Genomic DNA, 26,450 nt, shown 5'->3' with positions numbered 1-26,450 from the left:
CCCGTGCATATAACGCCCTGTTAAGGGGTGAGCAACGCAATACCTAAGCCGCCGCAAACCACCTTAATCACTAAAACCAACCGCATAGTAAAAATGCCACGCGTTGCGAATCCCTCTTGAACAGTTTGTTAGGGCGCAGAGCCTATTGATACACGCTGACTTCTATTAAGTTTTTATCAAGATCCAAAAAATAGACCGATTGGATTGCACCAACAGCTCCTGATTTTTCAACTGGACCCTCAATAATTTTAACATTTTCTTTGACTAAATGGCTTACCACTGATGTCAACGGCCAATCTGAAATTAAGCAAACATCACCTGAACCAACATTAGCTACATTTCGCGGTTCTTGGCCAAGAAGCTGAAAGTTAATCTTTTGATTTCCGAACGTTACAGCCTTACGGCCATTGGCAAAAGTTACTTCTTCCATGCACAAAACCCGTTTATAGAAGTCCACTGATTTTTCTATGTCGGAGACTGTGAGAACAATATGATCTATGTGATGAATCATCGTTTTACTCCTTGCGCCCTAACGCCCTGTTAAGGGGTGAGCAACGCAATACAAAAGCCGCCGTAAACCACCTTAATCACTAAAATCAACGCATAGTGAAAATGCCACGCGTTGCGAATCCCTCTTGAACAGTTTGTTATGTGCGAACTTCTAGCTTGTAGATGACTGCTCAGCAACACTAACTTTAGGCTCTTTCTCTGGCGTCGACCATTTGATGATTGCTCTAAGGTTCATTGAGAAAAAGATGATATTTGCAATTATCATTGCCACACTGCCAGTAAGATAACCAACTGCTACCCAACTAGTGTTACCGCACATCATTAAAATGAAACCGATTTTGTTCTTATTTCCAATTTGCCAAATTGCAAGAAACGTAAGTACCATTGCAACCCAATCGATTCCATAGTACTGAAAATATTCCATTTTTCCTCCAAGCACATAACGCCCAATTAAGGGGTGAGCAACGCCACCACCCAACCTAAAGCATTGTAACGTAAACACTAAGATTGAAGTAGAAGCAAAAATGCCAAGCGTTGTGAATCCCTCTTAAATTGTTTGTTATAAGGCCTTGAATAGTGGTGACTTTTCTGGTGTGACGTCATAATGAAGCACTGCCCATAAGTCCTTCAATGAAACCAAGATATCCGCACACTTTTCACGCTCAATTGATAAGGGCGATTTGTTTATTTTTGACACCGCATCATTTGAGAGCTGGAACACTCTCATGTCATCATCATAACCAACTTCAACAGTACCATTGTCGATGAAAAAGTCTTTGCTATGAGCAACTTCATTTCGCAGCTTAATTAGCGATATCAACGCTTGATATTGCTTACTAGTGTTATCAGTAATACATGAGCCTGAGGAAAACAGATAGCCTAATGCATCTAACTTTTTACCTAGATTCATTGAGAGAAAAGCTGTTGCATGTCTTTTGTAATGATCTCTTGGAAATGTGTGAAAAGCCCAGCTAACGATTCCGTCGTTTAACATTGATTCGAGAGCTGCTGCACACGACAATATGAAAGCGTACTTATTAGGGTTCCTAAATAAATCATCATCTTCGATGTGATCATAAAGGTATTCAGCTGAATCAAGTAACCCTTTTGACGAGCTGACCAATGTTGAAATGTTCATCTTACTCCGAATGCCTTATAACGCCTTGTTAAGGTGTGAGGCACGCAATACCTAAGCTTCCGCATAATACCTTAACCACTAAAACCAACGCATAGTAAAAATGCCACGCGTGCCGAATCACTCTTGAACAATTTGTTAGGCGCCTTTTCGCAAGTCATCCCTTAACGCACTAATAATTTGCCTTGCATTCGAGTCTACTTTATCAAAAAGTTCACTTTCCTTTTGGGAGCCCGTTTCACAATCATGTAATTCCGCGCGATCAAACATATGACTATCGATGAGTTTTTGCAGTTCAGTACTTTCAACAAGTAAAAGGGTTTGTGATAAAGAACCTAAGTCTTCAAATGGACCTTTACCTTCATTTTTAAAACCCATATTAGCTAAATCTTCCACAGCAGCTGAATAGGCAACTAACTTTTTATCTCTAAGCCAATTGTTTAACTCTTTTTTACTATGAACGGTTGAAGCACAAAAATGTCGATTAGTTTTACAAGCAGCCCACCGACACCGAAAGCTGCAGCTAACTGAATAAAATTTCCCACTAAAACTCCTAAGTGCCTAACGCCGCATTAAGGTGTGAGTAACGCGACCACTAAACTCAACCATACCACCGTAAACACTGAACTCAACGATGGAATAAAAAATGCCAAGCGTTAGGAATCACTCTTAAATGCTTTGTTATGTTTATTTTTCTCAACTTCATGAAAAGAAGATATATTTTTAATGTCATTTTCATGCTTATCGACTCTATTTATAATGGATTTTATTTTTTCATTTATAATGTCGAGAGCTATTTTATTGTTTTCTTTTGTAGATTCTAGTTCTTTTCTAACTATGCTCTCTAATGATTCAATATTGTCATTCTGTTTATTTTGATACGTTTCAAGTTCAATTTTATTTTCATCAAACTTATGATCGATGTATTTTATAGTTGCTTTGTCCGAAGATATGTTGATCAACTCATTTTCTAAGGTCACGGAGGAAGTACTTAAGATCGGCACAACGATAGAGGCGACCAAACCTAATAGTGAAAAACTTAAAGCAATTCTAGTATATTTAAGTTGTTCAACAGCTAATTTCAAGTCTTTAGCTTGTTTCACCTGCTCCTTTGACTGATAGCCATTTTTTACGAACTCCTTTAAATCTTCCGTTATAAAAAACTTCCGAGTCGTATAGCTATGGACTTTCTCCATCAGGTCAGTATCGATAATATTTAGTGTTGTATAATCTTCACCAACAAATCTATGACCTAAAGAGTTAAATTCGTAACTCCCTGTAAAATAGAGGAAGCGATCATTGACTAAATTATCAAACAAAATAACAAGTGTAAGCAACAATTCCGAGACATGACTATTAAAATCATTTACGTTTATTTTATCTAAATAATCACTCTTAATCTTAACTGAAACATTATCGTTACTTGAAACATTGATATAGTAGTAGTCACTTAGATATTCTTCGATGATGTTTCCAAGGACATTTAACCCCTTACGACTATCTAGTTTGATCAAGCTGGTAATGATTTTCTTATCTAATTCACTGAAAGATCTTGACACTTAAACTCCTTGATGAATTCACTAATAAACATAACGCCGCGTTAAGGTGTGAGCAACACTGCCCCCAACACTAAAGCATTGTGCCTTAAACACTAAACCCACCTTGAACTAAAAATGCCAAGCGTTGCGAATCAATCTTAAACGCTTTGTTATGTTGCTTTACGACCCCGCCCAGAAAAACTCTACCCTAATACCACTTGGGTCATAACACATTAAATGTTTAGCGGGCCCTGATTTAACAAGTTCTGGACCAAACTCAATTTCGACACCCGACTTAACAAATTGATCACGCAACTCATCTAGTTGCCCTTCACTCTCTACGAGTAAAGCCAAGTGATGTAAACCAACATTCTTTTTTCTGTCAAATGGAACGGCTGCTTCAGCCTTAGACGCCCATAGTGTAAGCATGATATGCCCATCACTCACAAATATTGCTGGATAATCGGGGTTTCTTTTTACTTCACTCCAACCTAATTGCTCAGTGAAAAACTTCGCGCTTGCTTCTAGGTCAGATACCGTTAAGCCTACGCGGTGTATACCTTTTGTTAACGTAATCATTTTGTTTCCTTACTCGTTTAAATTGTTGGCAAACAAAGATTACGCGACAGAAAATAAGCATCAATACACATATTTTGAACAACTTCGTCAGTCTATTAGAATACAGCAGTTCAACTAGCAACATAACGCCCTGTTAAGGTGTGAGCAACGCAATACCGATGCCGCCGCATACCACCTTAAACACTAAACGCAGCGCATAGTGAAAATGCCACGCGTTGCGAATCACTCTTAAACAGTTTGTTAGTTCTTTGACCCACTGAGTGCCTGAGGTTTATAGCCTAGTGAATCCAAATCAACACCTTGCTCTAAAAGGAGTTTTTCAAACAATGGTAATAGTGGTCCAAGGTTTTCATTTAGCGTGTCACGAACCGTATCAACAACTACTTGGGTACCACGCTCGATTTCTATATTGATAAAGTCACCACTGGCTTTTGATTCGAAAACCGTCATTCTACGAGTCTCAGGAATAAGCCAAACTTCAAACCAACCTTCATGCTTATTTACGTCAGCAACAGTCAAGCTCGCTCCATTTAGAGCTATATAACCTTTAGGGAAAACGTATCTTTTCCAAGCATCAGGGAGCGCTAAGCGAACACAATAGTTATCCTCAATTTGTCTTACGTCGACGATAGCTACATTAAAGTCCACATGACCAGATAGCGGGTGACCGCCAATTTCTGCCCCATCTTTTGCGGCTCTCTCAGCGTTAACTAACTGGGATGAGCAATACTTACTCAGAGTTGTGATTAAGAGGCTTTGCAGCATTACATCGAACTTAACACGAACATCTGACTGTATTTCAGTGACTGTCAGACACACTCCATCAATAGCAATGCTTGCCCCAATTTCTAGATCAGTACAAAACCCTTTAGGGAAGTCGATAACAAAAGTTCTAATCCCTCTTTGATCTGTCACATCAACAATTTCGGCTACCGCCTGAACTATGCCTGTAAACATACTTACTCCATTAATAGTTAAAACAACTTTGAGAACTAACGCGCAGTTAAGGTGTGAGAGACGCACATGCACCCTAACCTAAAATAAACTCTGATAAATCCGTGCCTATTTGGGCACTAAAACTCCAATGCGTTTCGAATCGGCTTGAACGTCTTGTTATTCCGCAACTAAAGTCGGCTATGTTTACGCCTAATCTTTTGATATGACGAGAAATTTTCGGTATGCAGGCAAAAATCGAAGCCGAAGTATTTGGCAGCTCACTACCTTAAATCGCTTTAGCGTCACTCTTTAATTGCTGCGCCATATTAAGGTTCGCTTAAAGCGCTTTAAGGCTAGCATGGAAATGACCAATATTCGCCCTTTTCGCCGCTTTTCCAACCTATTACCCCGCCACTTTCACTCTTAGGCTACAACCACGTACATTCAGCCTGAGAGATCCGTGGCGGAAATAACGCCGCATTAAGGGGTGAACAACGCCACCACCCAACCTAAACCATTGTGCCGAAAACACTAAAGCTAATTCAAACCAAAACTGCCAAGCGTTGTGAATCCCTCTTGAATGCTTTGTTAGTTGCCAAACCTAAAGCTTTGATTTGAAGTTAATTTCCGCTTTGCCAACACTGTTTTTACGTGTTTTAAAAAACTCAAATCAGGCGTAGTTTCAAAGCGACTTTCACTGAAACCACATGGAACAGATAGCGCCGTAGAAAACGGACTAACAACACAAAAAAAATCTTTTGAGAAGACAATATTACAAAGCTGACTTTCAACAAACAAATCGGTTTCTGAAACAGAAAATCCAACCACAAAAGAAACCTGAGAACGATTTTCACAAACCCGAACGATTCAAAATTGAAGTACGAACGCCACCAAAAACACTCTGATTTTAACTCTAAACATTCTGCTTTAGCTGCGTTTCCTCGTTGGCAACTAACGCCTTGTTAAGGGGTGAGCAACGCAATACCGATGCTGCCGTATATCGCCTTAATCACTAAAACCAACGCATAGTAAAAATGCCACGCGTTGCGAATCCCTCTTGAACAATTTGTTAGGTGATTTTCGATGACGCTAATTTTTCTTAAGATAATCTCTGTAATCGACTAACTCTTCGAATAACCAACCATAATATTCTGCTTTTTGCTTAAGGTAGCTATCTTCGAGCTTTCCTTGATATCTGTTAATAATATCTAGCTGTATCGAATAACCACTTACTTTTTTACGCCCATATTGCGTGTAAGTTTGGACAAAACAATGAAATCTTTCTTTATCTTTTGGATGGGATGACGACCAAGTCTCCTGATTTATCCAGCGTAAATATGCTTTTTCACATAGTTTCGATAATTTCATAATTCACCTAACGCCGCGTTAAGGGGCGACAACGCTATGCCCCGAAACTTAAAGGTTGTGCCGTAAACACATAAGCCAAACTTTGAACTAAAATCGCCAAGCGTTGGGAGTCCCTCTTGAACGCTTTGTTATACGTAATTTCGTCGATTTCTTAATAGCTTGGAAACGTCATACTAAATTAAGCTCAGAACAAAACTCACTAAGATAGGCAGTAAAATACACAACTGAGCCAACTTAGTACTTGAAGCGTTATTCTTGTACAAAACGACAATGGAAATTATCCAAATTACTATTGCCAAGTAGCTTAGGTAGTCATCCCAGTCGTTATAATGCTGAAATTTAGAAAGAACTTCCAACATAGACGATTCCGGGGTTGCTTCTAGCTTCATTATTTCCGCATTGGCAACATGACCATAGTATTTCGACCAGCATATTAATACCAGCTGAGTCATTAATGTAAAAACTGAGAATATCTTCATACTTCCATTACGTATAACGCCGCATTAAGGTGTGAGCAACGCTACCACGAAACTTAACCAGACCACCATAAACACGAAACCCAACGATGGAACGAAAAATGCCAAGCGTTGGGAATCACTCTTAAATGCTTTGTTATATTTTTCCACTAACGGGTAGCTTGTTGTTAGAACTAAAGTTGCTAATAATTTCTGAGTCAGACTTTTTCTTATCCTCGTCTAACGAGTAATTAAAGCTAACTTGAGGATCACTTGATAGTTTTGAGTACAAAATTGGTCTTAATATTCGCGTCTTATTGTCATTATATGGACTTCTATTCCTATTGTTAGAATTTCTCTTAGCTGAAAAACAGTATATTTTTCTTGGGTCCTCACTATCACTCTTTGACAAAGACTCAACCATAGCAACATCAACTTCTTGAGTTCTATGTAAACCAACAGTTAAGGGGATAAAGTTAGAGAGATATTCATAAAATTGACTTAAGATATCACGCAAATTTTCTGACCACTCAATACCAAAATATGTTCTTAGCTCTTGAGCTGTGATCAAAAGCTTCCTGGTATTAGCTGGAGCAACTAAGTTATCTGAGATGTCATTTTTCTTCAAAAACTCTAGCTCCAAAAGTGCATGTTCTGGTCTTTTAGCATCGTTTTTATCGTACAGCTTAACTAGCACAATATAATCTACCGCTTTAAATGTGAATGGAAACGCATCGATCACCCAACCGTTACTTTCCATGTCTGTTTTGAGTACTCTAAGGTTTTCTAACACATTCATAACGCTACCACTTTATTCTATTATCGTTGTACACATTACAATCTAAATGCCCTTAACTGTACAGCGTATAGTTTGAAAAAGCTCACAATTTAGAATAAAGATAGGATATTTCTGAGCTGTGATTTCGAACAAAAATATAACGCCGCATTAAGGGGTGAACAACGCCACCACCCAATCTAAGCTATTGTGCCGTAAACACTAAAGTTGATTCAAACCAAAACTGCCAAGCGTTGTGAATCCCTCTTGAATGCTTTGTTAGTTGCCAAACCTAACGTTTTGATTTGAAGTTAATTACCGCTTTGCCAACACTGTCTTTGCGTGTTTTCGAAAACACAAATCAGGCGCAGTTTCCAAGCGCCTGTCACTGAAACCACTTGGAACATGAAACGCCGTAGAAAACGGGCTAACAACACCAAAAAGCGCATTTGGACAAACAATGTTACAGAGCTAACTTTCAACATATAAATCGGTTTCTGAAATAGAGAATACAACCACAAAAGAAACCAACGCACGATTTTACAAACCCAAATAACTAGAAATTGAAATACGAAAACCGAGCCAAAAACACACGAACATTAACCCTAAACATTCTGCTTTAGTTGCGTTTTCTCGTTGGGAACTAACGCCCTGTTAAGGGGTGAGCAACGCAATACCGATGCCGCCGCATGCCACCTTAATCACTAAATTCAACGCATAGCGAAAATGCCACGCGTTGCGAATCCCTCTTGAACAGTTTGTTAGGAGTGTGGTTCCGTTGGATTCTGGACTGATTCAACAACCGTTACTTTAGGCACGACTACATTATTATTACGTAAGTCTTGATATGTCAGATAAACCAACAAACATGTAGCGACGGCAGATACTATAGCAGCTAGTGCAACGACAACCGTACAACGATGCGACTTAAGAATTACCTTATGTTGCTCTTGTAACATCTCATGACGTTCGCGCGCTTCTTTTTGCTCTTCATCATAATCACCTTTTGTCCGCCATGGGTTCTCAATTGCTGGATTGATGATATGTACTCTAAGGTTCTTTTTGTCACCATTAAGATTTGATTCAAATACTTTTTGGAACTCTTTATCCATGAAAACTCCTAACGCCCTGTTAAGGTGTGAGCAACGCAATGCCGATGCCGCCGCACACCACCTTAATCACTAAATCCAACGCATAGTAAAAATGCCACGCGTTGCGAATCACTCTTAAACAGTTTGTTATATGCGTATTAAATAGATCGTCGACTTTTAACCCAATTGTCTTTTCTTACAACGATACCAAGCTTATTGATGTCACTATTTAATCTCATACTCGGTTTATCAAATGCGTCTTCAGGTGTTTGCCCTTTTCTAAGACGAGCACAAACCGTTGAATAAGTAACTTGTGGGTTGATGCGAGCATATGCACTACGTATAGAAGGATAATGAACTTGGTTAACAGTAACAGATTTCGAATTCCCGAACCCTTCTCCGTGCCCTTCCAAGGTCTTTTTGACTATTATTTGGTATCCGTTCTTATCCACCCACTCAAAATCAATGATATTAAACTGGCGTACACCAATAGCATCTTTGCCCCATACAACGTAATAGGAATTAGCCTCATCGTGTAGAGTGATTTCTTGGAGTTTTTTTCCACCAGACATACCACTAGCACGCCAAAGATCCCAACCACATTGTTCTGAATATGAGTACATCGAACTAGCAGAAGTTTCGGAGACAGATTCGACCTTTCCTGAAATCACCTTATTGCCATCGCGAACTGTTGGGTGCGGGTAGTTTTTATATTGTTTTTCCAGCCAGTCGCAAAGAGCAACGTCTATCAATTTCTGAGTGAAAATTGAGATTTGATGAGAATTCGACTCAATCCAAGATTCATCTACACCGCAGTTTTTACATGTAAGCAGCAATTTTTGATAAAAGTCAGCAGCTTTAATTTTTCCATTCTGCTCAATTACTAGTAGAGCGTATGGTCTCAAAAATTCAATTAATTCTTTACTCATAACTTCCTTCACTTGAAAGCATATAACGCCCTGCTAAGGGGTGAGCAACGCAATACCGAAGCCGCCGCAAACCGCCTTAATCACCAAAGTCAACGCATAGTGAAAATACCACGCGTTGCGAATCCCTCTTGAGCAGTTTGTTAGTCGCGAGGCACCGAGCGACAATTTTAAGCCAAACTAAACTTTGCGAACAACAAACTTTATGTGCTTTGATGCACTTAAGTCAGGCGTAGTCTCAAAGCGGCTATTCAATGAAACCACTTGGAACAAACAACGCCGCAGAAAACGAACTGACAACACCAAAAAGCGCTTTTGGAAAGCTAATCTCACAGTTCGGACTTTCAACGAAGTCACTGAAACCACGTGGAATTTACAACACCAGAGAAAACGTCATTTTAGCGAGTAAATCAGCTTTTGTACCAATAAACTCACCGAGCGGAGTTACAACCAAAAACAGACTCTCGATTGCCCTGATCTATAAGCACCAAAGAACAAAACAAACACAGGGATGGTTGCAAAACTTTGGACTTAAAACAGCTAGAACTAAGTTCTGATGATCGACGATTAATCGGTGTACCAAGCAAACAGCTGCTAAATTTTAAGCTTAGAAACATGACTTTGATTGCTAGCTTTTTCTGGCGACTAACGCCCTGTTAAGGGGTGAGCAACGTAATACCGAAGCCGCCGCAAACCGCCTTAAACACTAAAACTAACGCATAGTGAAAATGCCACGCGTTGCGAATCCCTCTTGAACAGTTTGTTATGCTCGTGCTCAAAGAAATTGAAGGACTAAACAAGCTATAAACGCTGGCAGACCAGCTATAAAGAAAACTAAACCTGTCTGGTAGTTCATTCGATAGTGCTCGCGTTCGTCTTTTTGAAAATCATGCCCTTCTACCATTTTGTAGACTTTGTCTGTTCTAGGGTCATCTAACCGAGTCGTCTTACTATGAATACCACCTTCCCACATTAGCTTAGCCAAAACCCATATGACGATGACAACAAAGAAAAGAAAGTCGACCAACTGAGTCGTAGCAAAGAATGGAACAAACTGAGCTAGAGCGATAACAATAAGAGCCGCTGAGAGGTTAATTAGAAGCACTTTTTTGAATAAATCGAGCAAAATTACCTCCTAGAGCATAACGCCCTGTTAAGGGGTGAGCAGCGCAATACCGATGCTTCTGCATACCACCTTAAACACTAAAACCAACGCATGATAAAAATGCCACGCGTTGCGAATCACTCTTAAACAGTTTGTTAGTTTTTGATTGTTCTTAGTTGGAACTCTATTTCAACACGTCGGTCCACAGACAAACACTCCTTTAGCTCCATACTCTCAAGTTCCTTTCCACACTTAGACTTAGGGTTAAGTGCTCCTTTTCCGGTCACTTTAACCAATTTAATTACATGCTCATTAAATAGCGAGGATAGCGAGCCAAAAACACTTTTTGCTCGCCTGAGCGATAACGCATGATTTGTATCAACATCTGAAAGCACCGGCATTCTGTCGGTATATCCTGTAATTGAAGCCGAGGCTATCTCAAGTTTTGAACTTTTCAAATATCCTTGAATTTTATTAGTAAAAACGTCTAATTTTTTGAGCCCTTGGGCACTAGGAGTTGATTCGTATGAGTCAAATAATGTATCTGATTCAAAACTTATACATGCATTGAAGCTAGTATTACCATCTAAGGCTTTTAAGATATTAGTTCCTTGACTCTCTAACTCAAGACTAGCAACGGGCGTAAAACCCTTGTCATCAGGTTTAAGTAGGGCAATTAAACTTTTGTCACCAATTCCATGCCATAATACGCTAACATTATGAATTATTCTTGTGGTGCCTTTGTCCAACTCACAACTGAATAAAGGTACTTCTAAACCTTTTGCGACTCGACTTACAATTTTGTAATTTTTTTCACTTAGAACCAAGGACACATTGTTCTGGTTAATACCAAAAACCCTGAAGCTCGAGTCAACGATTCGTGAAACAGTAGTCGTTCCTATCAATGGAGCTATAAAAAATGCCAGTATGATTATACCCACTCGAGCTTTCTCTCTCTTTTGAATCTCAAGATCACTTAACCCATCTGGCTTAGAGTTCCAAAAAAAGGTTGTTATCAGTAGAATCGAACCACTTACTAACGGCGCTAATACAGACCTAAAATCGTCCGTGGAAAAATAGAATATTGAAAGAAACCCGAGAAAGACCAACCCAATAAAAATCATAAATAATTTTGTAGTTTTAGAGTCATTTTTCCCTAGCTTTTTAGAAAAAGGGTATGCAAAACCATAAAGGCAAAAATAGCCAAGAGCTAGCCAAAAAAGGTAAAAAACACCAAACCCAAGTGCTACAAATATAAATACTAAACTATCACCTAAAGTTAATCCCTTAGGGAAAAAATTTATATTGAATGCACAATATGAAAAAACGACTACAACACCTATGGTTATCACTAGTTTCACAAGTAACGATCCATAGCTATTCAAGCTATCAAACAAATCTTTCAACAATAAACTCCCGGAAATCCATATTACATGTTCAAAAAAACTAACGCCGCGTTAAGGGGTGAACAACGCAAGCCACTAAACCTAAATTATTGTGCCATAAACACTAAAGCTAAACTTTGAACCGAAACCGCCAAGCGTTGAGAATCCCTCTTGAACGCTTTGTTATGTGCGTAGCCTATTCTCGTACAACACTCACCCACTTGGAGCGCCATTCTTGCGCTTCCATTGGCTCTGGCCAGAACTCTTTTTGTTTTCGAATAAGCCCATTTTCTACAGTATGAAAAGTAATAGCACGCGCCTTTTGCACGCTATCAGTTATAGAAACATCAGTGACGACCGTTTCGCCATCACAGATAATTGAATGAACGACAAACTCCCAAATACCATTTGCTGGATAGTAAGAGTTGATTGCTGTGAAATTGTCTCGCCCAACAGTAAGCTCACCAGATTGAGGCCAAAACCCTTCAAAATCAGGGCTAAGCCACTCGCTCGCTTTCGCGAAATCATTAGTTTTCATTGCTTCCCAAAATGCTACGACAACTTCCTTTGAATTCATTTTTCCCTCCAAGCACATAACGCCGCATTAAGGTGTGAGCGACGCTTGGCTATACTTGAGCGAAGCGAAACCGCCAAGCGTTGCGAATCACTCTTAAATGCTTTGTTAAGTGTAATTTTCACTCCGCAAGTAACTTATGTAGTTCTTGCTCCTTACCTTTCAAGCTAGGCTGAATTTCTTGTAACTTAGAAAGGATAAAGCTTTGCAAATGATGTGATATCTGGCTTCCTTTGGTCGCAAAAGCTTGCCCAGCAGGTGATTCGAAAAATTCTACTAACCCTTTTAGCTCTTCATCTGAATACATTTCTTGATAAGCGCTAGCAATATGATCTTTAATTTTTGGGTCAGAATAAATGCTCATTTGAAGATTAATGATGTCATTAAATATTATTTGAGCATCATCTTTTTTGCTATCAGGGATGTTCTTGTTAGCTTCGACCTGCTTCTCTAGCATATTTCGCATTGAATCAGACATCTGCTTCACCGATGCATCGACTTCCATCAAATCATACAGTCTCAACGACAGCTCTTTTGGGCTTGATTCCGCAAATACAGATGTTGAAATTACCAATAATAGAAATAAGATTTTTTTCATAACTCCCTCATTACACTTAACGCCCAATTAAGGTGTGAAGCACGCAATACCTATGCTGCTGCATGGTACTTCAACACAGAAACCACCGCATAACAAAAATGCCACGCGTGCTGAATCACTCTTAAATTGTTTGTTATGGCGCTCCACTCAACGTTAGCTCTTGTATGTCAATTTGGTCAACTTCCCTGCCCAATATCCGCTTGTACTCGACTAAACGATGAACTGGGATAACTGGCAACTCGATACCTTGATAATCTTTAATAACTGATTCTGAAAAGTAGATTTCAAGCTGGTGCCAAGAGCCATCTTGACGTGATTGTATCTTAGTATGTTCAGACAAACCGATTTCAATTTTTTGATTTTGGTAAACCAATTGGAAATACTCTAGATCCCAACCATATTCGGCATAATGAGTTAACGGTTTGGATATGTATTTTGCTACATGCGATAGCACTTTGTCTGCGTCTGAGTTTCGAATGTAAAGATCTATATCTGCGATTTCCCGACTTCCACCATGAATAGTTGCCGCTAATCCACCTACTATTTGATACTCCACAACCTCTGCATCCAAGATCTCTTTGAGCCACTGTAAGGCTACTTTAACTTTATCACTCATCTAGTTCCCTTAGCTGAATTTTGCCCTGCGCCATAACGCCCAATTAAGGTGTGAAGCACGCAATACCGATGCTACCGCATACCGCCTTAATCACAAAAATTAACGCATACCAAAAATGCCACGCGTGCTGAATCACTCTTAAATTGTTTGTTATGGCGCTCCACTCAACATTAGCTCTTGTATGTCAATTTGGTCTACTTCCCTACCCAATATCCGCTTGTACTCGACTAAACGATGAACTGGGATAACTGGCAACTCGATACCTTGATAATCTTTAATAACTGATTCTGAAAAATAGATTTCAAGCTGGTGCCAAGAGCCATCTTGATGTGATTGTATCTTAGTATGTTCAGACAAACCGATTTCAATTTTTTGATTTTGGTAAATCAATTGGAAATACTCTAGATCCCAACCATATTCGGCATAATGAGTTAACGGTTTGGATATGTATTTTGCTACATGCGATAACACTTTGTCTGCGTCTGAGTTTCGAATATAAAGATCTATATCTGCGATTTCCCGACTTCCACCATGAATAGTTGCCGCTAATCCACCTACTATTTGATACTCCACAGCCTCTGCATCCAAGATCTGTTTGAGCCACTGCAAGGCTACTTTAACTTTGTCACACATCTAGTTCCCTTAGCTGAATTTGCCCTGCGCCATAACGCCTTGCTAAGGTGTGAGTAACGCAATACAAAAGCTACCGCACAGCGCCTTAATCACATAAGCCACCGCAAAGTAAAAATGCCACGCGTTACGAATCACTCTTAAGCAATTTGTTAGTACATGCGCTACTTCTATTTATGCGCTCCAAGATATTGAAAAGTGGTATGATATGAAAGGCTTTGAACACTGAAGTGAGACGGGCAGCTACAAAACTTTACCCCCGATTGAAAGACGAAAGTTGGCTAGAAGAAAAACGTACTGAACTCACCTACTTTTACTGACTTCAAATTAGAAAAGGATTCGTTCCTCGAACTTCGACAGCAACACCAAAGAAAGACAATTTTGACTTAGTAAAAACCACGAAAGAGAAGAAGCAATAAAGAAATAGGCTAAAAGTTAGAAACCGTAAACGGTGAAATCAAAGCGAACACTCCGCATATAGTGCCACCGGAAAGAACGTGAAAGGTACAAACTGAAAGGTGTAAAGGCGAGCGCCAAAACAGATAAGTACCAAAACTTATGACCTTTGATGTAAAACCCGTACTAACGCCCGCTTAAGTGGTGAGCAACGCAATACGATGTTCCCGCACACCACCTAAATCACTAAATTTACCGCAAACCACAAATGCCACGCGTTGCGAATCCGTCTTGAAGCGTTTGTTATGCCTGATATTTCAACAACTCTCTGATACCTTTTTTTGACCCTTTAACTGAGTATTTTTTGCCAAGAACATCGGTTAGATAATATTTTTTAAATGGCATAAAGCTATCAGATGAATAAAGCTTTTCATGTTCATCGTGTCGAAATCGGTATTCATAGATATCGCCATCATTCAAACGCAAACCTGCTTCGTGAACTAAACCACTTTTAAAAACAGAAGGAAAACCATTTTCATCAAATGAAATCGAGTCATCTTTTAAAGACCAAAGATTCGATTGATTCCAGTTCGCATAGCCAACAATGTTTGAAATAAATAGTGGACGTTTGCCTGTATTAACAACATATATAGCTAAAAAAGGCGGCGGATTATCTAGGTCTAATGAGCGATCATAATAAACTTTACTCAATACTCTGATTTTACTTCTATCACGGTATATTGAATGAACACTTACAGCCAAACTAATAGCAGATACAAGTAATGCCAACCAAGGCAAATAAATCTCTAAACTGACCAAACTATCCAAACTATCCAAACTATCCAAACTAACCAAACTAACCAAACTAACCAAACTAACCAAACTAACCAAACTAACCTTCCTATATTAGGCATAACGCCGCATTAAGGGGTGAACAACGCAAACCACCCGACCTAAACCATTGTGCCATAAACATTGAAGCTGAACTTTGAACCAAGACCGCCAAGCGTTGAGAATCCCTCTTAAATGCTTTGTTATGTGATTTTCTCAAAGGTTTCTCATACTAACCATTTGAAAGACTTTTGTAAGAATTTGTCTGCATTTTCCGTGACGATTTCACCGTGAGCCATGACCAATATTTGCGGATTCCAAGACAACAACCTATTGAGGTGTTTCCGCGCGTCCGCTTTACCAAACATGAAGCTTAAACGCCAATCCAAAGGCATTTTCCCTTTAGGGGCAAGTATACCAACACCTTTGGCCACAACCCGTTGCCAGTAGTTAAAGTCTTTACCTGAAAAGTTCTCAACCAAGTCAGTAACAATTAACGTACTTGAACTGCTATGGTAAAACACACACTCTTCCATTAACGGAGAACCAGAAAATAGTTCTTGTTCAATGTCTGGAGCCCAAGCATAACTTTGCGAGTTATTAAGAGATGCATGAAAAGAGATATCGCTACGCTTTTTAATCACCTCGCTTGTCCCAAGGACTTCTGAGTTTGGATACGCCGCAATCCATTCAGATAAGAACAAGTGGTGTAAATGATTTGGGGCAATTAAATATTTAACAGAACCTAGACTGTCCATTTGCTCCTTAATTGACTCAGACAATTTAATTGGACTATGAACCCATAGATCTCCACTAGAAAGTCTAACAACCGTCATTCGAGTGGAAAAAGGTAACCCTAAGAACTGAACAGGTTCACCATCAAATATCCATATTTCATGCGCTAATTTTTCCATGTTACTCCAATCACATAACGCCCTGTTAAGGTGTGAGCAACACAATACCTAAGCCGCCGCATACCACCTTAACCACTCAAACTAACGCATAGTAAAAATGCCACGCGTTGCGAATCACTCTTAAACAGTTTGTTAGGCATCTTGTCACCACAAACTACTTATCCGTTTTACACCGAATTAACTTCCAAAATGAAAGCATGAAAATGACAAACGAGAAAACAATATGAAGCATTGGTATGCTTCTAGACCAGACAGCAGACTCTCCCAAATGAGAATCAAATTCTTTGCCACACAAATGATGGCCTTCAATGGTTGTTTCAATTACAAAAGGGGCCCAGAAATAAGTTACCGATATAGCAACTAACAACGCCACCAAAGGCGTAGACCATATAAATTTTGAATCTCGATTTCCACGAAACAGTTTCACCATGATGAGAATGAACAGTACTGAGCCATACATTATCGAAACATAAAACCGGCCATCATCTCCCTGTGTGCAGGTACCCGCAACTGCACCGAGTGAAACCAAAAGACCATACAATAGTATCAATACCAAGATGTACATTTGTAACCTTTGATGCCTAACGCCCTGTTAAGGTGTGAGCAACGCAATACCAAAGCCGCCGCACACCACCTTAATCACTTAAACCAATGCATAGTAAAAATGCCACGCGTTGCGAATCACTCTTAAACAGTTTGTTAAGCCCACTTAACCATGTCCATTAAGGGTAATTAAAAGCACTTTTTTCAGGCTTTAATGGACACAAAAAAACACATCAATTATAGTAACTTTACATTGTCCAATAATGGTAATAAAGATGGAACAGATAGAAAAAAAAGCAAGTTTCCAAGGTGATCTTGATATTGGTCCTATTAAGCTTAAATGTTTTGTAACCGATGACGGTGAGCGATTTATCTCGGGAAGGAGCATGACTGGCGCTATTGGAATGAAAGGACGTGGCCAAGGTGTTGCTCGCTTGGTGTCCAATGCAAAACTTGCTCCTTACATGAACCACTCTCTTAATATGGCACTCCAAAACCCTGTAGTACTGACTGGCCAAACACCAAGGCCCGTGCACGGATTTCGTGGCGAAATCTTAGCTGATTTGTGTGATGTAATTCTCGAAGCCCGCAAAGATGGCGTGTTAACCACTGAACAGGATATTCGATACGCTGAATACGCAGAAACACTAATTCGTGGATTTGCACGAGTAGGTATCGTTGCCCTGATTGATGAGGCCACTGGCTATCAAGAGGTTCGCGAGAAAAAAGCGCTGAGTGCAATACTAGAAAAATACATCCGTGATGAACCTAGAAGAAAATGGACTAAAACTTTCCCTGATGAGTTTTGGTATAAACTTGTAAAAATTAAGGGTTACGACAGCTACATGGCTCTAAAAAGGCCAGCGTTTGTTGGCCATTGGGTCAACGACATAGTTTATTCACGCTTAGCTCCAGGGATCAAGAAAACGCTTCAGGAGAAAAACCCTCGAACAGATGCTGGCCATCGAAAAACTACTCACCACCAGTTACTCACTGAAGACTACGGGTTACCAGAACTAAAAGACCACCTAAACAAAGTAATGCTTTTGATGGACGCTTCTAGTAATTCAAAGGAATTCGACAAGCTTCTCAATCGTGTAGCCCCTAAATATGGCGATACTCTCGAGCTACCTCTAGAAGATTAACTTACTCCCACGGGGTAACCTGTGGGTTTAACGCCGCATTAAGGTGTGAGCGGCGCTTGGCTATACTTGAGCAAAGCGAAACTGCCAAGCGTTGCGAATCACTCTTAAATGCTTTGTTATGTCGCTGAACTATAGATACAAAAACGCCGCTCTTTCGAGCGGCGCTTTTTAAAACTATGTAGAACTAAGCTGGAGAGACCTGGTAAGATTTAACTTTACCCTCTTTCTTAGCTTGACTATATGCAGCTTTGATCTTTTTCATAGCTTCTAGTTTAGCAGCTTTAGCTTTTGTAACTTGGGGTTGTGATCTCATAACCTAAACCCTCCTCTCCTAAGTTCATTTTCACTTCAAAGTTTAACTCTTCTGTATAGAGTTTGGCAAGTCGATCATAAAAACGTTTTAACTTTGTGCTCTCTGCAACACAAACATAAGCTTCAGCATTACTATTTCTGTAGTGAAACTCAAGTAAGTCTTTAATGATTCGACCTAACTCGCGCATTCCTGATACTGATATAGAAACTTCCGGCCTTACAAAAAACTCATCAGATTCAAAGTTTTCTTTAAGATCGAACTTTACCTCGTAACTGTTTTCACGATAATCGATGCCAAGTTCTTCGGCTTTCTCACTTATCATCTCTTCAGTCCGAGTCGCATCAACCCGATTGAAAAGCATCACATAGGTATGATTATCAACTGAAAACTCAATGATTTGACAAGAAATATCACCAATATCAAAGTCTTGTAAAATCCAACTAGACAACTGTTTATTCCATTATTCTTTATTTTTAACCATTATACCCGTTAACGCCACGGGTTTGAACCTAGATAGGCTCATCAAATGCAGGGCGACATAACGCCCAATTAAGTTGTGAGCAACGCTGCCACATTACCCAAACACTTCACCGTAATCACCAAACCAATTGAAACCGAAAGCGCCGAGCGTTGCGAATCAGCTTGAATTGCTTGTTATGGGATATTTTGCTTACCTGATAGTTTTCTATACCGCCACTCTCCTATAAACCAAGAGATAACATTAAACGGAATACCAATTGCTAATAGCAACATCACCGTCGTAGGCAACTCAGTGAGAAACTCTCCCCATCGGTTTTGGTTAGTAAAAAGAGCAAAACCAGCAAATTTCCCGAGAAACAGTCCTCCGCTAATGATTAAAGTTTGAGTGATTATGTAGTAAGCAGCACCTTTTTGTCGTTTATTTGCCCAGTTTTTAAACCATTTATTTTGAGATTCTGTCATCTTGTTCCTTTCGCTTTGGTGTCGGTCTTATCTAACCTAACCATATGAAACTAAGATACAATTTGGTTGAAAACTTATACGAGCAATATCGCGATTTAGGCATATCACATAACGCCCTGTTAAGGGGTGAGCAACGCAATACAAAAGCCGCTGAATACCTCCTTAAACACTAAAAACAACGCATAGTGAAAATGCCACGCGTTGCGAATCCCTCTTGAACAGTTTGTTAGGCTTCTGACACGCTACCGACAAATATGGTAAACCAAATCCGACTTGCTGGAACCATTTACCAACGACGTCCATTTAGAGTTTTTAGACCAGTCTTTTAATGGCTTAGAAGGGTTTGACTGCGCACCATCTTCACTACTTCCCGCTAACGTAAGGTACTGCCTTTTCTTACAATTAATTTTGAGCTCCGTAAAGTCTGTATATGCCTTTCCCTTGCCAATGCGACTAGTTAGAACCTTTATCGTACCATCACTTTGCTTTGACTTTTTCAAAACATAATAGGCACCACTATCACCAGCTGAAGGCGCTCGATAGAGCTCTTTTGCCTGAAGGTTGAAGCTCAAATTGAACAGTAGACATATAATGATTACATTTTTCATAGACCCCGCCTTAGAGTACGCTCTTTCCACTTAGAAAAGTATAGTGCTAATGAGTGCATATTTTTCTGTACTAATCGTACTATTGAAGCCTAACGCTCTGTTAAGGGGTGAGCAGCGCAATACCGAAGCCGCCGCAAACCGCCTTAATCACTAAATTCAACGCATAGCAAAAATGCCACGCGTTGCGAATCCCTCTTGAACAGTTTGTTAACTGAGCGCCTTTCAATTTTCACCGATCTGACAGCCACTTTAACCAAAGCTGGTTTTCCTAAGTAATGATTAGTAAAGCTAACTCAAACTAAAGATAACCAAAAGATTACTGCTTATCTTTAGTTTGAAAAGCGTCTCACACCACCACACTTCGGCGATGTATGTGCGCCGAACTAATCGCGAATGCCTTATATTATTAGAAGGCTTTGTGCCGCCTTTCACACCAGTAAACTTAAGTACCAAATTGAAATTATTCGCATTAGCTCAATTAAGGAAATCGACCGAACACGCTAAACTTCTGAACCTAGAAACCGTATCAATGTGCTTTAGTATTTTCTGCGCCAGTTAACGCCGTGTTAAGGGGTGAGACAACGCTACCGCCAAAGCGGATATGACTACCTTAATCACTTAAACTGATTTGAAATGAAAACGCCACGCGTTGACGAATCCCTCTTAAACACTTTGTTATGTTTTACCGACTAAACAAAATATGCAAATGAAAAAGCACCTATAAGTACCAATACCACCAATATATTTGCTTTCCTTTTCTCAGAAACTTTTTTTCTATTGTAAGCATCTAATTCATACTGCTCCAGTATGGGAATTATTAAATCGGTTAAACTTCTATTCTTATCTGTATCTGTCGATAACGATTCCATTAATTTATTTAATTCTTGATATTGTTCATCCGAAGTAATACCACTAATCCATGGCATTTCCTCTTTTACTTTTAAAGCCAAATCATTCATCTCAGATATATTCATATCACTTCCATACAAAAATCATTAAAACTCAAAGAACAAACATAACGCCCTGTTAAGGTGTGAGCAACGCAATACCGAAGCTTCCGCATACCACCCTAAACACTAAAACCAACGCATGGCAAAAATGCCACGCGTTGCGAATCACTCTTAAACAGTTTGTTAAGCTTCGGGCTGAGGGGGCCACATAAATACATTTTCATGCACAAAAGACTTTAGTATACCAAGTGACTTTAGTGCATCCGACTTAGCAAGGTCTTCAGCAGATTCAAATCGACCATCGATCATTTTCTTAGCCAATGAGCCATTTTTTAACCCCGCTTTCGCATGAACATAAGGGTTGCGGATTTTCCGCAACACTTCCAATTGTTCAAAAAGAGCTTCACTTATAATTTCAGCTCCCTTTGCAGATTCAAGGATTTTCTTAAACGACGATTCCGCTATTGCATTCTGTCCTCTCATGATGAACTCACCGGACAATGAGTGCTCAATAAAAGCTTGGCACAAGAGTACAACTGCCATGTAATTACCGTTAACGTAACTATTAGCTAATTCATGAAAAGCTAGGCTAGACTGTAAACCACCAGTAAAAAGCATATCTCCCTGTGGCGAAAATAATTCATTTAGCTCTACAAATCTAACAATACGCTCTGGTCTAGTTTGCTCTTCATCTTCGACAAAGCCAGCGATACCCTGTCGTTTTATTTCTTCGTAGTCCATATTGTCCTCATTGAAGCTTAACGCCGCATTAAGGTGTGAGCGGCGCTTGGCTATACTTGAGCGAAGCGAAACTGCCAAGCGTTGCGAATCACTCTTAAATGCTTTGTTAGGGCACAGTTCTCAAAGATGGCCACCTTACTAACCAGCCCTTTGAATTTACACGATTTTCAAACGTTTCTCGTGACCTTTTAGGATTATGTGTGACACAGTAACCAAATAAGGATTCGTACCCAAAGGCTGCAATACATTCATAGCTACCAGGTGCGACTTGTCGAATGGCAACAGCTGTCTCTTGTTCTGGCCAATAACTCATAGCATCAAGGGAGCTAGTGTATGGTAAATCGCCATTTCGAGTATGCATGAGAGCTTGATTACGAACTTGCCAATTAATTTCTGGCATTAGCTGATTGAGCTGAGATTCATACTGTAAATATGCTTTAGGGTCACTCTCGTCAGGAGCAAAGTAAATAACATCCGCATCGTTCAATGGTGTCGCCGCATCAAAACCATGCAGTGCATCCCAAACAAGATTACGAACGAAACCAGCTGCAATATAGCATTGAGGCAAGCCCAATTTAGAGACGTACTCTAAGGCTTTAACTCTAACTGGATCTTGTTGGATTAATTCTACGATTTTGTCCATTTCCGCCCTGTGCCCTAACGCCTTGTTAAGGTGTGAGGCACGCAATACCTAAGCTTCCGCATACCACCTTAACCACTAGAACTAACGCATAGTAAAAATGCCACGCGTGCCGAATCACTCTTGAACAATTTGTTATGTAGCCGACTTTCAGGTTAGTCCTTTCTGTCCAATTTGGATCTTGGGCTCAATACCAGCTTTGCGATACAAAGCTAGAGCTGATTCATTGAAAGAATATACTTCTAACCACAGCTCTTCTCCGCCGTTAGAAATAGCCCTTTCCTCAAATGCCTCTATTAGCGCCACTCCAACACCTTGACTCCTAAAGCATGAATCCACAACAATCTGTTCAACGTTTGCGATCTTTCGCTCTTTGAGAGTCCAAGACTTACGAACCCATAGCTCACCAAAAACAAAACCTACTAACTGCCCTTTGCTTTCGGCTACCAGAAAAATCGAGCTTTCACTTTTGACTATCTTGTGTAGGTCTATTTTTTGTTCAATTTCTTCCGGTGATAAAAAGTCATCAGGTAAATTTGCTTGATGATACTCATTAAGCTGAAACTGTAGTTTCTTGATAACACTGATATCTTCAATGCGAGCTTGCCGAATATTTAACATATATAAATCCTTTTAACTTACCGTCCTCTCGCGGCTACATAACGCCCTGCTAAGGGGTGAGCAACGCAATACCAAAGCCGCCGCATACCACCTTAATCACTTAAACCAACGCATAGTAAAAATGCCACGCGTTGCGAATCCCTCTTGAGCAGTTTGTTAGTTTGCAAACCCAAAGCTCTGATTTTACGTTATTTTAAACTTTGCAAACAATAAACTTTATGTGTTTTGATGCACTTAAGTCAGGCGTAGTCTCAAAGCGGCTACTCAATGAAACCACGTGGAACAAACAACGCCGCAGAAAACGAACTCACAACACCAAAAAGCGCTTTTGGAAAACCAATCTCACAATGCGGACTTTCAACAAAGCCACTGAAACCACATGAACTTACCACACCAGAGAAAACGCCATTTCAGCGAGTAAATCGGCTTTTGTACCAACAAACTCAACGGGCAGAGTTTCCGCAAAAAGTTAGACTCAGGAAACCCAAAAGTCGCCGCACCAAAAAACAAATCAACCGTTGAAACGATGCCAATTTTGAATTTTCACCACGCTAGTTAACACTGAAATTGAACTCCGATCCGACAATTTCAACTTTGAGCTTTTACCACTAGATCTTGCAATATAGCTGCGTTTTCCTCTTGCAAACTAACGCCGCGTTAAGTAGTGAGCAACGCTACTACTGAACCTAAACTATTGTGCCATAAACACTTAAGCTGAATAAAACCAAAAATGCCACGCGTTGCGAATCTGCCTTAAACGCTTTGTTATGCGTAAACTAACGTTTTTCGCCATAGCTGATCAAACTCTTGAAAAGTAGAAAAACTATGGTCAACGTACTCTGGTTTATACAACTTTTCAGTTTTCCACAATGTCACAAGACCCAAGTTTTTCGCAGGAGCCATATCAGATGACAAACTGTCGCCGCAAAAACACACCTGTTTGCCGCTGTCGCTAAATTTACTTAAACCCATTTTAAAGATACTTAAATCGGGCTTTTTAACACCAACACCGCCTGATGTGATTGTGAAATCAAAGTACTCATCAAACCCTAAAGCCGCAATTTTACGCTTTTGAAAAAAGTCCCTACCATTCGTTATACAGCCGATAGAAACACCACTATTTTTCAATACTGCTAATGTCTCCTGCGCACCATCGAAAGGAACTGAAAACTCATGGAAGGAACGGTCAAAGGCTATCAATAGCTCTCGCTCAAGTTTTGGCGAAAAGTTAAAGCGCTCGGCTAATACGCTAAAAACTTGAGTTTTAGGTTGGATGATATTGTTTTGAGCAATAAACTCACTGACAAACCGTTGTTCCGGTAAATCTAGATTATTCAATGTAGTATTTAAAAGCTCATCAGCATAACTTTTAAGAGACGCACTTTTGTCATGCAATGTATCGTCTAAATCAAATATTATGTTCACAGACTATCCTTGTCTTCATTACGCATAACGCCGCATTAAGGTGTGAGCGGCGCTTGGCTATACTTGAGCGAAGCGAAACTGCCAAGCGTTGCGAATCACTCTTGAATGCTTTGTTATGTGCGTGCTAAACGGTAGCGCCTTACCGTACCCTCACTGTCATCTGTGTAGTTACCGAGGTATTCACCACCACAGTTTTCGATGACCTTTTGAGACGCGGGATTGTCAATTGAGCAAGTAACAATAACTGAATCAGTGACAACATGGTCTCGCACCCAAGCAAGCAGAAATGAGGCTACACCCTTACCACGAGCTGACGGTCTAGTTTCGTAGCCAACATGACCAATGACATTTTCTACATTGGCATTAGTACCTTTGCGAACTCGGATTGCACCTAAAATTTCGGAGTTCGATACACAGTAGTAAGTTGTGCTAGGTAAATATCCCTTTGGTAACTCGGAGATTGCCTTTGAACGTTCGACCAAACCTGACAAATAAGCTGTCGGATCTTGCTCCACACCCGAATATTTTGGAATACCCGATTCTAGGCATTCTTTCGCATAACTCGCTAATATTGGGGCCAAATTAGGGTTGGCCTCTACCACTTCCATGTCAATTTTCCTCATAAGCACATAACGCCCTGTTAAGGTGTGAGCAACGCAATACCGAAGCTCCCGCATATCACCTTAAACACTAAAACCAACGCATAGTAAAAATGCCACGCGTTGCGAATCACTCTTAAACAGTTTGTTAGCATGTTGTTTCCGCTACAAACTCATTCACTTGAGAGCGTGTTGTGAAACGTACTTTAGAACCGTGAAAATCTCTGAACAATTGCTGATGGAACTGTCGTGAACTTTTGGATTCGCGAACCGAGTATTCAGAAGCCCATTTTAATAATTCACGAAAATTCTTCTCCGCCTGTTCCTCATTAAGTTGCTTCGAGCTCTCCGAACCACGAGCATAAAGAGAACTTTCACATTCAGACCATTCCAAATCCAAAAACAACAGCATGTCAGCAGAAAAAATAAGCTGTTCGGCTAAAGCACCAAATACTCCCTCAACTACCCAGTTGCATTGAGACTTTATACTAGCAATTTCATTTTCGATTGCTCCGGTGGAGCGTTTTTGATTATAGCCACCTGGCTCCCATACAATCGAGTCCAAGTTAACTTCTTGCAAATGAAGTTTTCGGGATAACTGTTTCGACAACCAACTCTTGCCTGAGCCAGAATTACCGATGATGAGAATTTTCTTCATATTACTCCCGCATGCTAACGCCCTGTTAAGGGGTGAGCAACGCAATACCGAAGCCGCTGCAAACCACCTTAATCACTAAAGCCAACGCATAGTAAAAATGCCACGCGTTGCGAATCCCTCTTGAACAGTTTGTTAGCCGTTCGAGAGCTCTCGTTCTAAAGTAGCGCCAATTCTCAAATACTGTTCTTTTATTTTTCGCCCATAATTATCTGTAAACTCAAATGCTTTTATTGAGTCGTATGTATTTTTCTTGTATACGAAGCTTTTAAAGACGACTTGATGAGGGTGCTCTTCATCCGTTTCAAAGTTGCATACAAAACTACGGTCCACTAGAGATTGATGTTTACCTAGATTGGTAAAAGCTACTAAGTATTGATATTCATACATTTCAGTTAGGCGCACTATTTCTTTTTTTAGAGCTTCATGATGCAACTCCAAGCTATCTCGCACCTTGTAAATTGACACCTTACTTTGGTCACCAATTTTATTCTGTACGTAAGGAATAGCCCAATAAACTAACACTGATAAGTTGTCCGCAATTGAGTGTAGTTGTGATGCAAAAGACTCTATATGAGCTTCGCTTTCGAACACATTTTTGACGGCATTATTAATTTCCTCTTCTGAGAGAGAAGACCAAGTAGCCATACTTCCGAAATACGCAGATGCTAGATTTACCGCTTTCCAATCATTGTCAGTTATAGAGTTATAAAGCGAGGTTTTAGATTTATCACTATGGTAGTTTACCAACCTAAATTTTTTCTGAATTGATTCAGAGGCCTGCACCAAAAAATCATCATCTACACCTCCTAACTCGCTGATCTTACTGATCGTTCTACCTATATACCAACGCAAATATTATTTCTCCCAAAGACGGCTAACGCCGCGTTAAGGGGTGAACAACGC

General features: G+C 39.9%; 32 protein-coding genes. 2 read left to right on the top strand and 30 right to left on the bottom strand.

The window, feature by feature from the left end; all coding sequences use genetic code 11:
- Nucleotides 1–142 precede the first annotated feature (142 nt).
- From FR741_RS06765 to FR741_RS06685, 11 genes are all read right to left on the bottom strand, one after another.
- Entirely contained in the window at nucleotides 143–511 is a 369-nt protein-coding gene (locus FR741_RS06765) for a VOC family protein (RefSeq protein ID WP_046875497.1), read from the bottom strand.
- Nucleotides 512–661: 150 nt separating this feature from the next.
- A complete protein-coding gene (locus tag FR741_RS06755; protein WP_005462157.1) occupies nucleotides 662–934 on the bottom strand; it encodes a nicotinamide mononucleotide transporter in 273 nt (90 codons plus the stop codon).
- 135 nt (nucleotides 935–1,069) lie between these two features.
- Entirely contained in the window at nucleotides 1,070–1,648 is a 579-nt protein-coding gene (locus FR741_RS06750; RefSeq protein WP_167426482.1) for a hypothetical protein, read from the bottom strand.
- A 135-nt stretch (nucleotides 1,649–1,783) separates the two neighbouring features.
- A complete protein-coding gene (locus FR741_RS06740; protein ID WP_167426481.1) occupies nucleotides 1,784–2,041 on the bottom strand; it encodes a hypothetical protein in 258 nt (85 codons plus the stop codon).
- Between the two features lie 260 nt (nucleotides 2,042–2,301).
- On the bottom strand, nucleotides 2,302–3,204 hold the full coding sequence (locus FR741_RS06735; protein ID WP_167426108.1) for a hypothetical protein: 903 nt from the start codon (nucleotides 3,202–3,204) through the stop codon (nucleotides 2,302–2,304).
- A 159-nt stretch (nucleotides 3,205–3,363) separates the two neighbouring features.
- Entirely contained in the window at nucleotides 3,364–3,762 is a 399-nt protein-coding gene (locus tag FR741_RS06730; RefSeq protein WP_167426480.1) for a VOC family protein, read from the bottom strand.
- Between the two features lie 240 nt (nucleotides 3,763–4,002).
- Nucleotides 4,003–4,719 (bottom strand): riboflavin synthase subunit alpha, encoded by a 717-nt coding sequence (locus FR741_RS06720; protein WP_145473855.1) that lies wholly within the window; start codon nucleotides 4,717–4,719, stop codon nucleotides 4,003–4,005.
- Between the two features lie 1,068 nt (nucleotides 4,720–5,787).
- Nucleotides 5,788–6,066, bottom strand: coding sequence for a hypothetical protein (locus FR741_RS06710; RefSeq protein WP_167426479.1), 279 nt, complete (start codon nucleotides 6,064–6,066; stop codon nucleotides 5,788–5,790).
- Between the two features lie 612 nt (nucleotides 6,067–6,678).
- Nucleotides 6,679–7,320, bottom strand: coding sequence for a DUF6037 family protein (locus FR741_RS06705; protein WP_029853472.1), 642 nt, complete (start codon nucleotides 7,318–7,320; stop codon nucleotides 6,679–6,681).
- Nucleotides 7,321–8,057: 737 nt separating this feature from the next.
- Nucleotides 8,058–8,408 carry a hypothetical protein gene (locus FR741_RS06695; protein WP_025506746.1) on the bottom strand — a complete coding sequence of 117 codons (351 nt, stop codon included), beginning with the start codon at nucleotides 8,406–8,408 and terminating at the stop codon, nucleotides 8,058–8,060.
- A gap of 137 nt (nucleotides 8,409–8,545) precedes the next feature.
- On the bottom strand, nucleotides 8,546–9,316 hold the full coding sequence (locus tag FR741_RS06685; protein WP_069522928.1) for a hypothetical protein: 771 nt from the start codon (nucleotides 9,314–9,316) through the stop codon (nucleotides 8,546–8,548).
- A 251-nt stretch (nucleotides 9,317–9,567) separates the two neighbouring features.
- Between FR741_RS06685 and FR741_RS23525 the strand changes: the two genes are divergently transcribed.
- Complete coding sequence (locus FR741_RS23525; RefSeq protein ID WP_174856094.1) at nucleotides 9,568–9,870, top strand: hypothetical protein; 303 nt, start codon at nucleotides 9,568–9,570, stop codon at nucleotides 9,868–9,870.
- A gap of 218 nt (nucleotides 9,871–10,088) precedes the next feature.
- Here FR741_RS23525 and FR741_RS06665 read toward each other — a convergent pair whose 3' ends face one another.
- From FR741_RS06665 to FR741_RS06610, 8 genes are all read right to left on the bottom strand, one after another.
- Nucleotides 10,089–10,439, bottom strand: a complete 351-nt coding sequence (locus FR741_RS06665) for a hypothetical protein (RefSeq protein WP_025611616.1) — start codon at nucleotides 10,437–10,439, stop codon at nucleotides 10,089–10,091.
- A gap of 134 nt (nucleotides 10,440–10,573) precedes the next feature.
- Nucleotides 10,574–11,824, bottom strand: a complete 1,251-nt coding sequence (locus FR741_RS06655) for an OmpA family protein (protein ID WP_012841723.1) — start codon at nucleotides 11,822–11,824, stop codon at nucleotides 10,574–10,576.
- Between the two features lie 175 nt (nucleotides 11,825–11,999).
- On the bottom strand, nucleotides 12,000–12,380 hold the full coding sequence (locus tag FR741_RS06650; protein ID WP_167426476.1) for a nuclear transport factor 2 family protein: 381 nt from the start codon (nucleotides 12,378–12,380) through the stop codon (nucleotides 12,000–12,002).
- A 118-nt stretch (nucleotides 12,381–12,498) separates the two neighbouring features.
- Nucleotides 12,499–12,975, bottom strand: a complete 477-nt coding sequence (locus tag FR741_RS06645) for a DUF2059 domain-containing protein (protein ID WP_167426475.1) — start codon at nucleotides 12,973–12,975, stop codon at nucleotides 12,499–12,501.
- A gap of 133 nt (nucleotides 12,976–13,108) precedes the next feature.
- Nucleotides 13,109–13,591, bottom strand: a complete 483-nt coding sequence (locus FR741_RS06635; protein ID WP_015296910.1) for a hypothetical protein — start codon at nucleotides 13,589–13,591, stop codon at nucleotides 13,109–13,111.
- A gap of 150 nt (nucleotides 13,592–13,741) precedes the next feature.
- Nucleotides 13,742–14,224, bottom strand: a complete 483-nt coding sequence (locus FR741_RS06625) for a hypothetical protein (protein ID WP_053808630.1) — start codon at nucleotides 14,222–14,224, stop codon at nucleotides 13,742–13,744.
- Nucleotides 14,225–14,920: 696 nt separating this feature from the next.
- Nucleotides 14,921–15,508, bottom strand: a complete 588-nt coding sequence (locus FR741_RS06615; protein ID WP_233059798.1) for a hypothetical protein — start codon at nucleotides 15,506–15,508, stop codon at nucleotides 14,921–14,923.
- 167 nt (nucleotides 15,509–15,675) lie between these two features.
- A complete protein-coding gene (locus tag FR741_RS06610) occupies nucleotides 15,676–16,362 on the bottom strand; it encodes a DUF4336 domain-containing protein (RefSeq protein ID WP_167426474.1) in 687 nt (228 codons plus the stop codon).
- 818 nt (nucleotides 16,363–17,180) lie between these two features.
- Between FR741_RS06610 and FR741_RS06605 the strand changes: the two genes are divergently transcribed.
- Nucleotides 17,181–18,050: a P63C domain-containing protein gene (locus FR741_RS06605; protein ID WP_167426473.1), complete on the top strand. Its 870-nt coding sequence runs from the start codon at nucleotides 17,181–17,183 to the stop codon at nucleotides 18,048–18,050.
- A 281-nt stretch (nucleotides 18,051–18,331) separates the two neighbouring features.
- On the opposite strand, the gene FR741_RS06600 is transcribed toward FR741_RS06605, so the two are convergent.
- From FR741_RS06600 to FR741_RS06515, 11 genes are all read right to left on the bottom strand, one after another.
- The gene (locus FR741_RS06600) at nucleotides 18,332–18,811 is read right to left on the bottom strand and encodes a hypothetical protein (RefSeq protein ID WP_045380682.1); all 480 of its coding nucleotides are present in this window, start codon (nucleotides 18,809–18,811) and stop codon (nucleotides 18,332–18,334) included.
- 206 nt (nucleotides 18,812–19,017) lie between these two features.
- On the bottom strand, nucleotides 19,018–19,305 hold the full coding sequence (locus FR741_RS06595) for a hypothetical protein (RefSeq protein WP_167426472.1): 288 nt from the start codon (nucleotides 19,303–19,305) through the stop codon (nucleotides 19,018–19,020).
- Nucleotides 19,306–19,547: 242 nt separating this feature from the next.
- Entirely contained in the window at nucleotides 19,548–19,913 is a 366-nt protein-coding gene (locus tag FR741_RS06585; RefSeq protein WP_167426471.1) for a hypothetical protein, read from the bottom strand.
- Nucleotides 19,914–20,602: 689 nt separating this feature from the next.
- Complete coding sequence (locus FR741_RS06575; RefSeq protein ID WP_167426469.1) at nucleotides 20,603–20,887, bottom strand: hypothetical protein; 285 nt, start codon at nucleotides 20,885–20,887, stop codon at nucleotides 20,603–20,605.
- A 159-nt stretch (nucleotides 20,888–21,046) separates the two neighbouring features.
- Nucleotides 21,047–21,604, bottom strand: a complete 558-nt coding sequence (locus tag FR741_RS06565; RefSeq protein ID WP_233059797.1) for a hypothetical protein — start codon at nucleotides 21,602–21,604, stop codon at nucleotides 21,047–21,049.
- Nucleotides 21,605–21,710: 106 nt separating this feature from the next.
- Nucleotides 21,711–22,247 (bottom strand): nucleotidyltransferase family protein, encoded by a 537-nt coding sequence (locus tag FR741_RS06560; protein WP_167426466.1) that lies wholly within the window; start codon nucleotides 22,245–22,247, stop codon nucleotides 21,711–21,713.
- A 147-nt stretch (nucleotides 22,248–22,394) separates the two neighbouring features.
- Nucleotides 22,395–22,865, bottom strand: a complete 471-nt coding sequence (locus tag FR741_RS06550; protein ID WP_167426465.1) for a GNAT family N-acetyltransferase — start codon at nucleotides 22,863–22,865, stop codon at nucleotides 22,395–22,397.
- 765 nt (nucleotides 22,866–23,630) lie between these two features.
- On the bottom strand, nucleotides 23,631–24,290 hold the full coding sequence (locus FR741_RS06540) for an HAD family hydrolase (protein ID WP_167426464.1): 660 nt from the start codon (nucleotides 24,288–24,290) through the stop codon (nucleotides 23,631–23,633).
- Between the two features lie 113 nt (nucleotides 24,291–24,403).
- Nucleotides 24,404–24,898, bottom strand: coding sequence for a GNAT family N-acetyltransferase (locus FR741_RS06535; protein ID WP_140054582.1), 495 nt, complete (start codon nucleotides 24,896–24,898; stop codon nucleotides 24,404–24,406).
- A 139-nt stretch (nucleotides 24,899–25,037) separates the two neighbouring features.
- Nucleotides 25,038–25,547 carry a P-loop NTPase family protein gene (locus FR741_RS06525; protein ID WP_167426462.1) on the bottom strand — a complete coding sequence of 170 codons (510 nt, stop codon included), beginning with the start codon at nucleotides 25,545–25,547 and terminating at the stop codon, nucleotides 25,038–25,040.
- 132 nt (nucleotides 25,548–25,679) lie between these two features.
- Nucleotides 25,680–26,399, bottom strand: coding sequence for a hypothetical protein (locus FR741_RS06515; protein ID WP_047734361.1), 720 nt, complete (start codon nucleotides 26,397–26,399; stop codon nucleotides 25,680–25,682).
- Between the last annotated feature and the right edge of the window lie 51 nt (nucleotides 26,400–26,450).

The organism is Vibrio diabolicus (assembly GCF_011801455.1).
In the GTDB taxonomy this organism is placed as follows: Bacteria; Pseudomonadota; Gammaproteobacteria; order Enterobacterales; family Vibrionaceae; genus Vibrio; species Vibrio diabolicus.
Note: the sequence above shows the minus strand (reverse complement) of the source record. Positions and strands in the feature narration are given on the sequence as shown.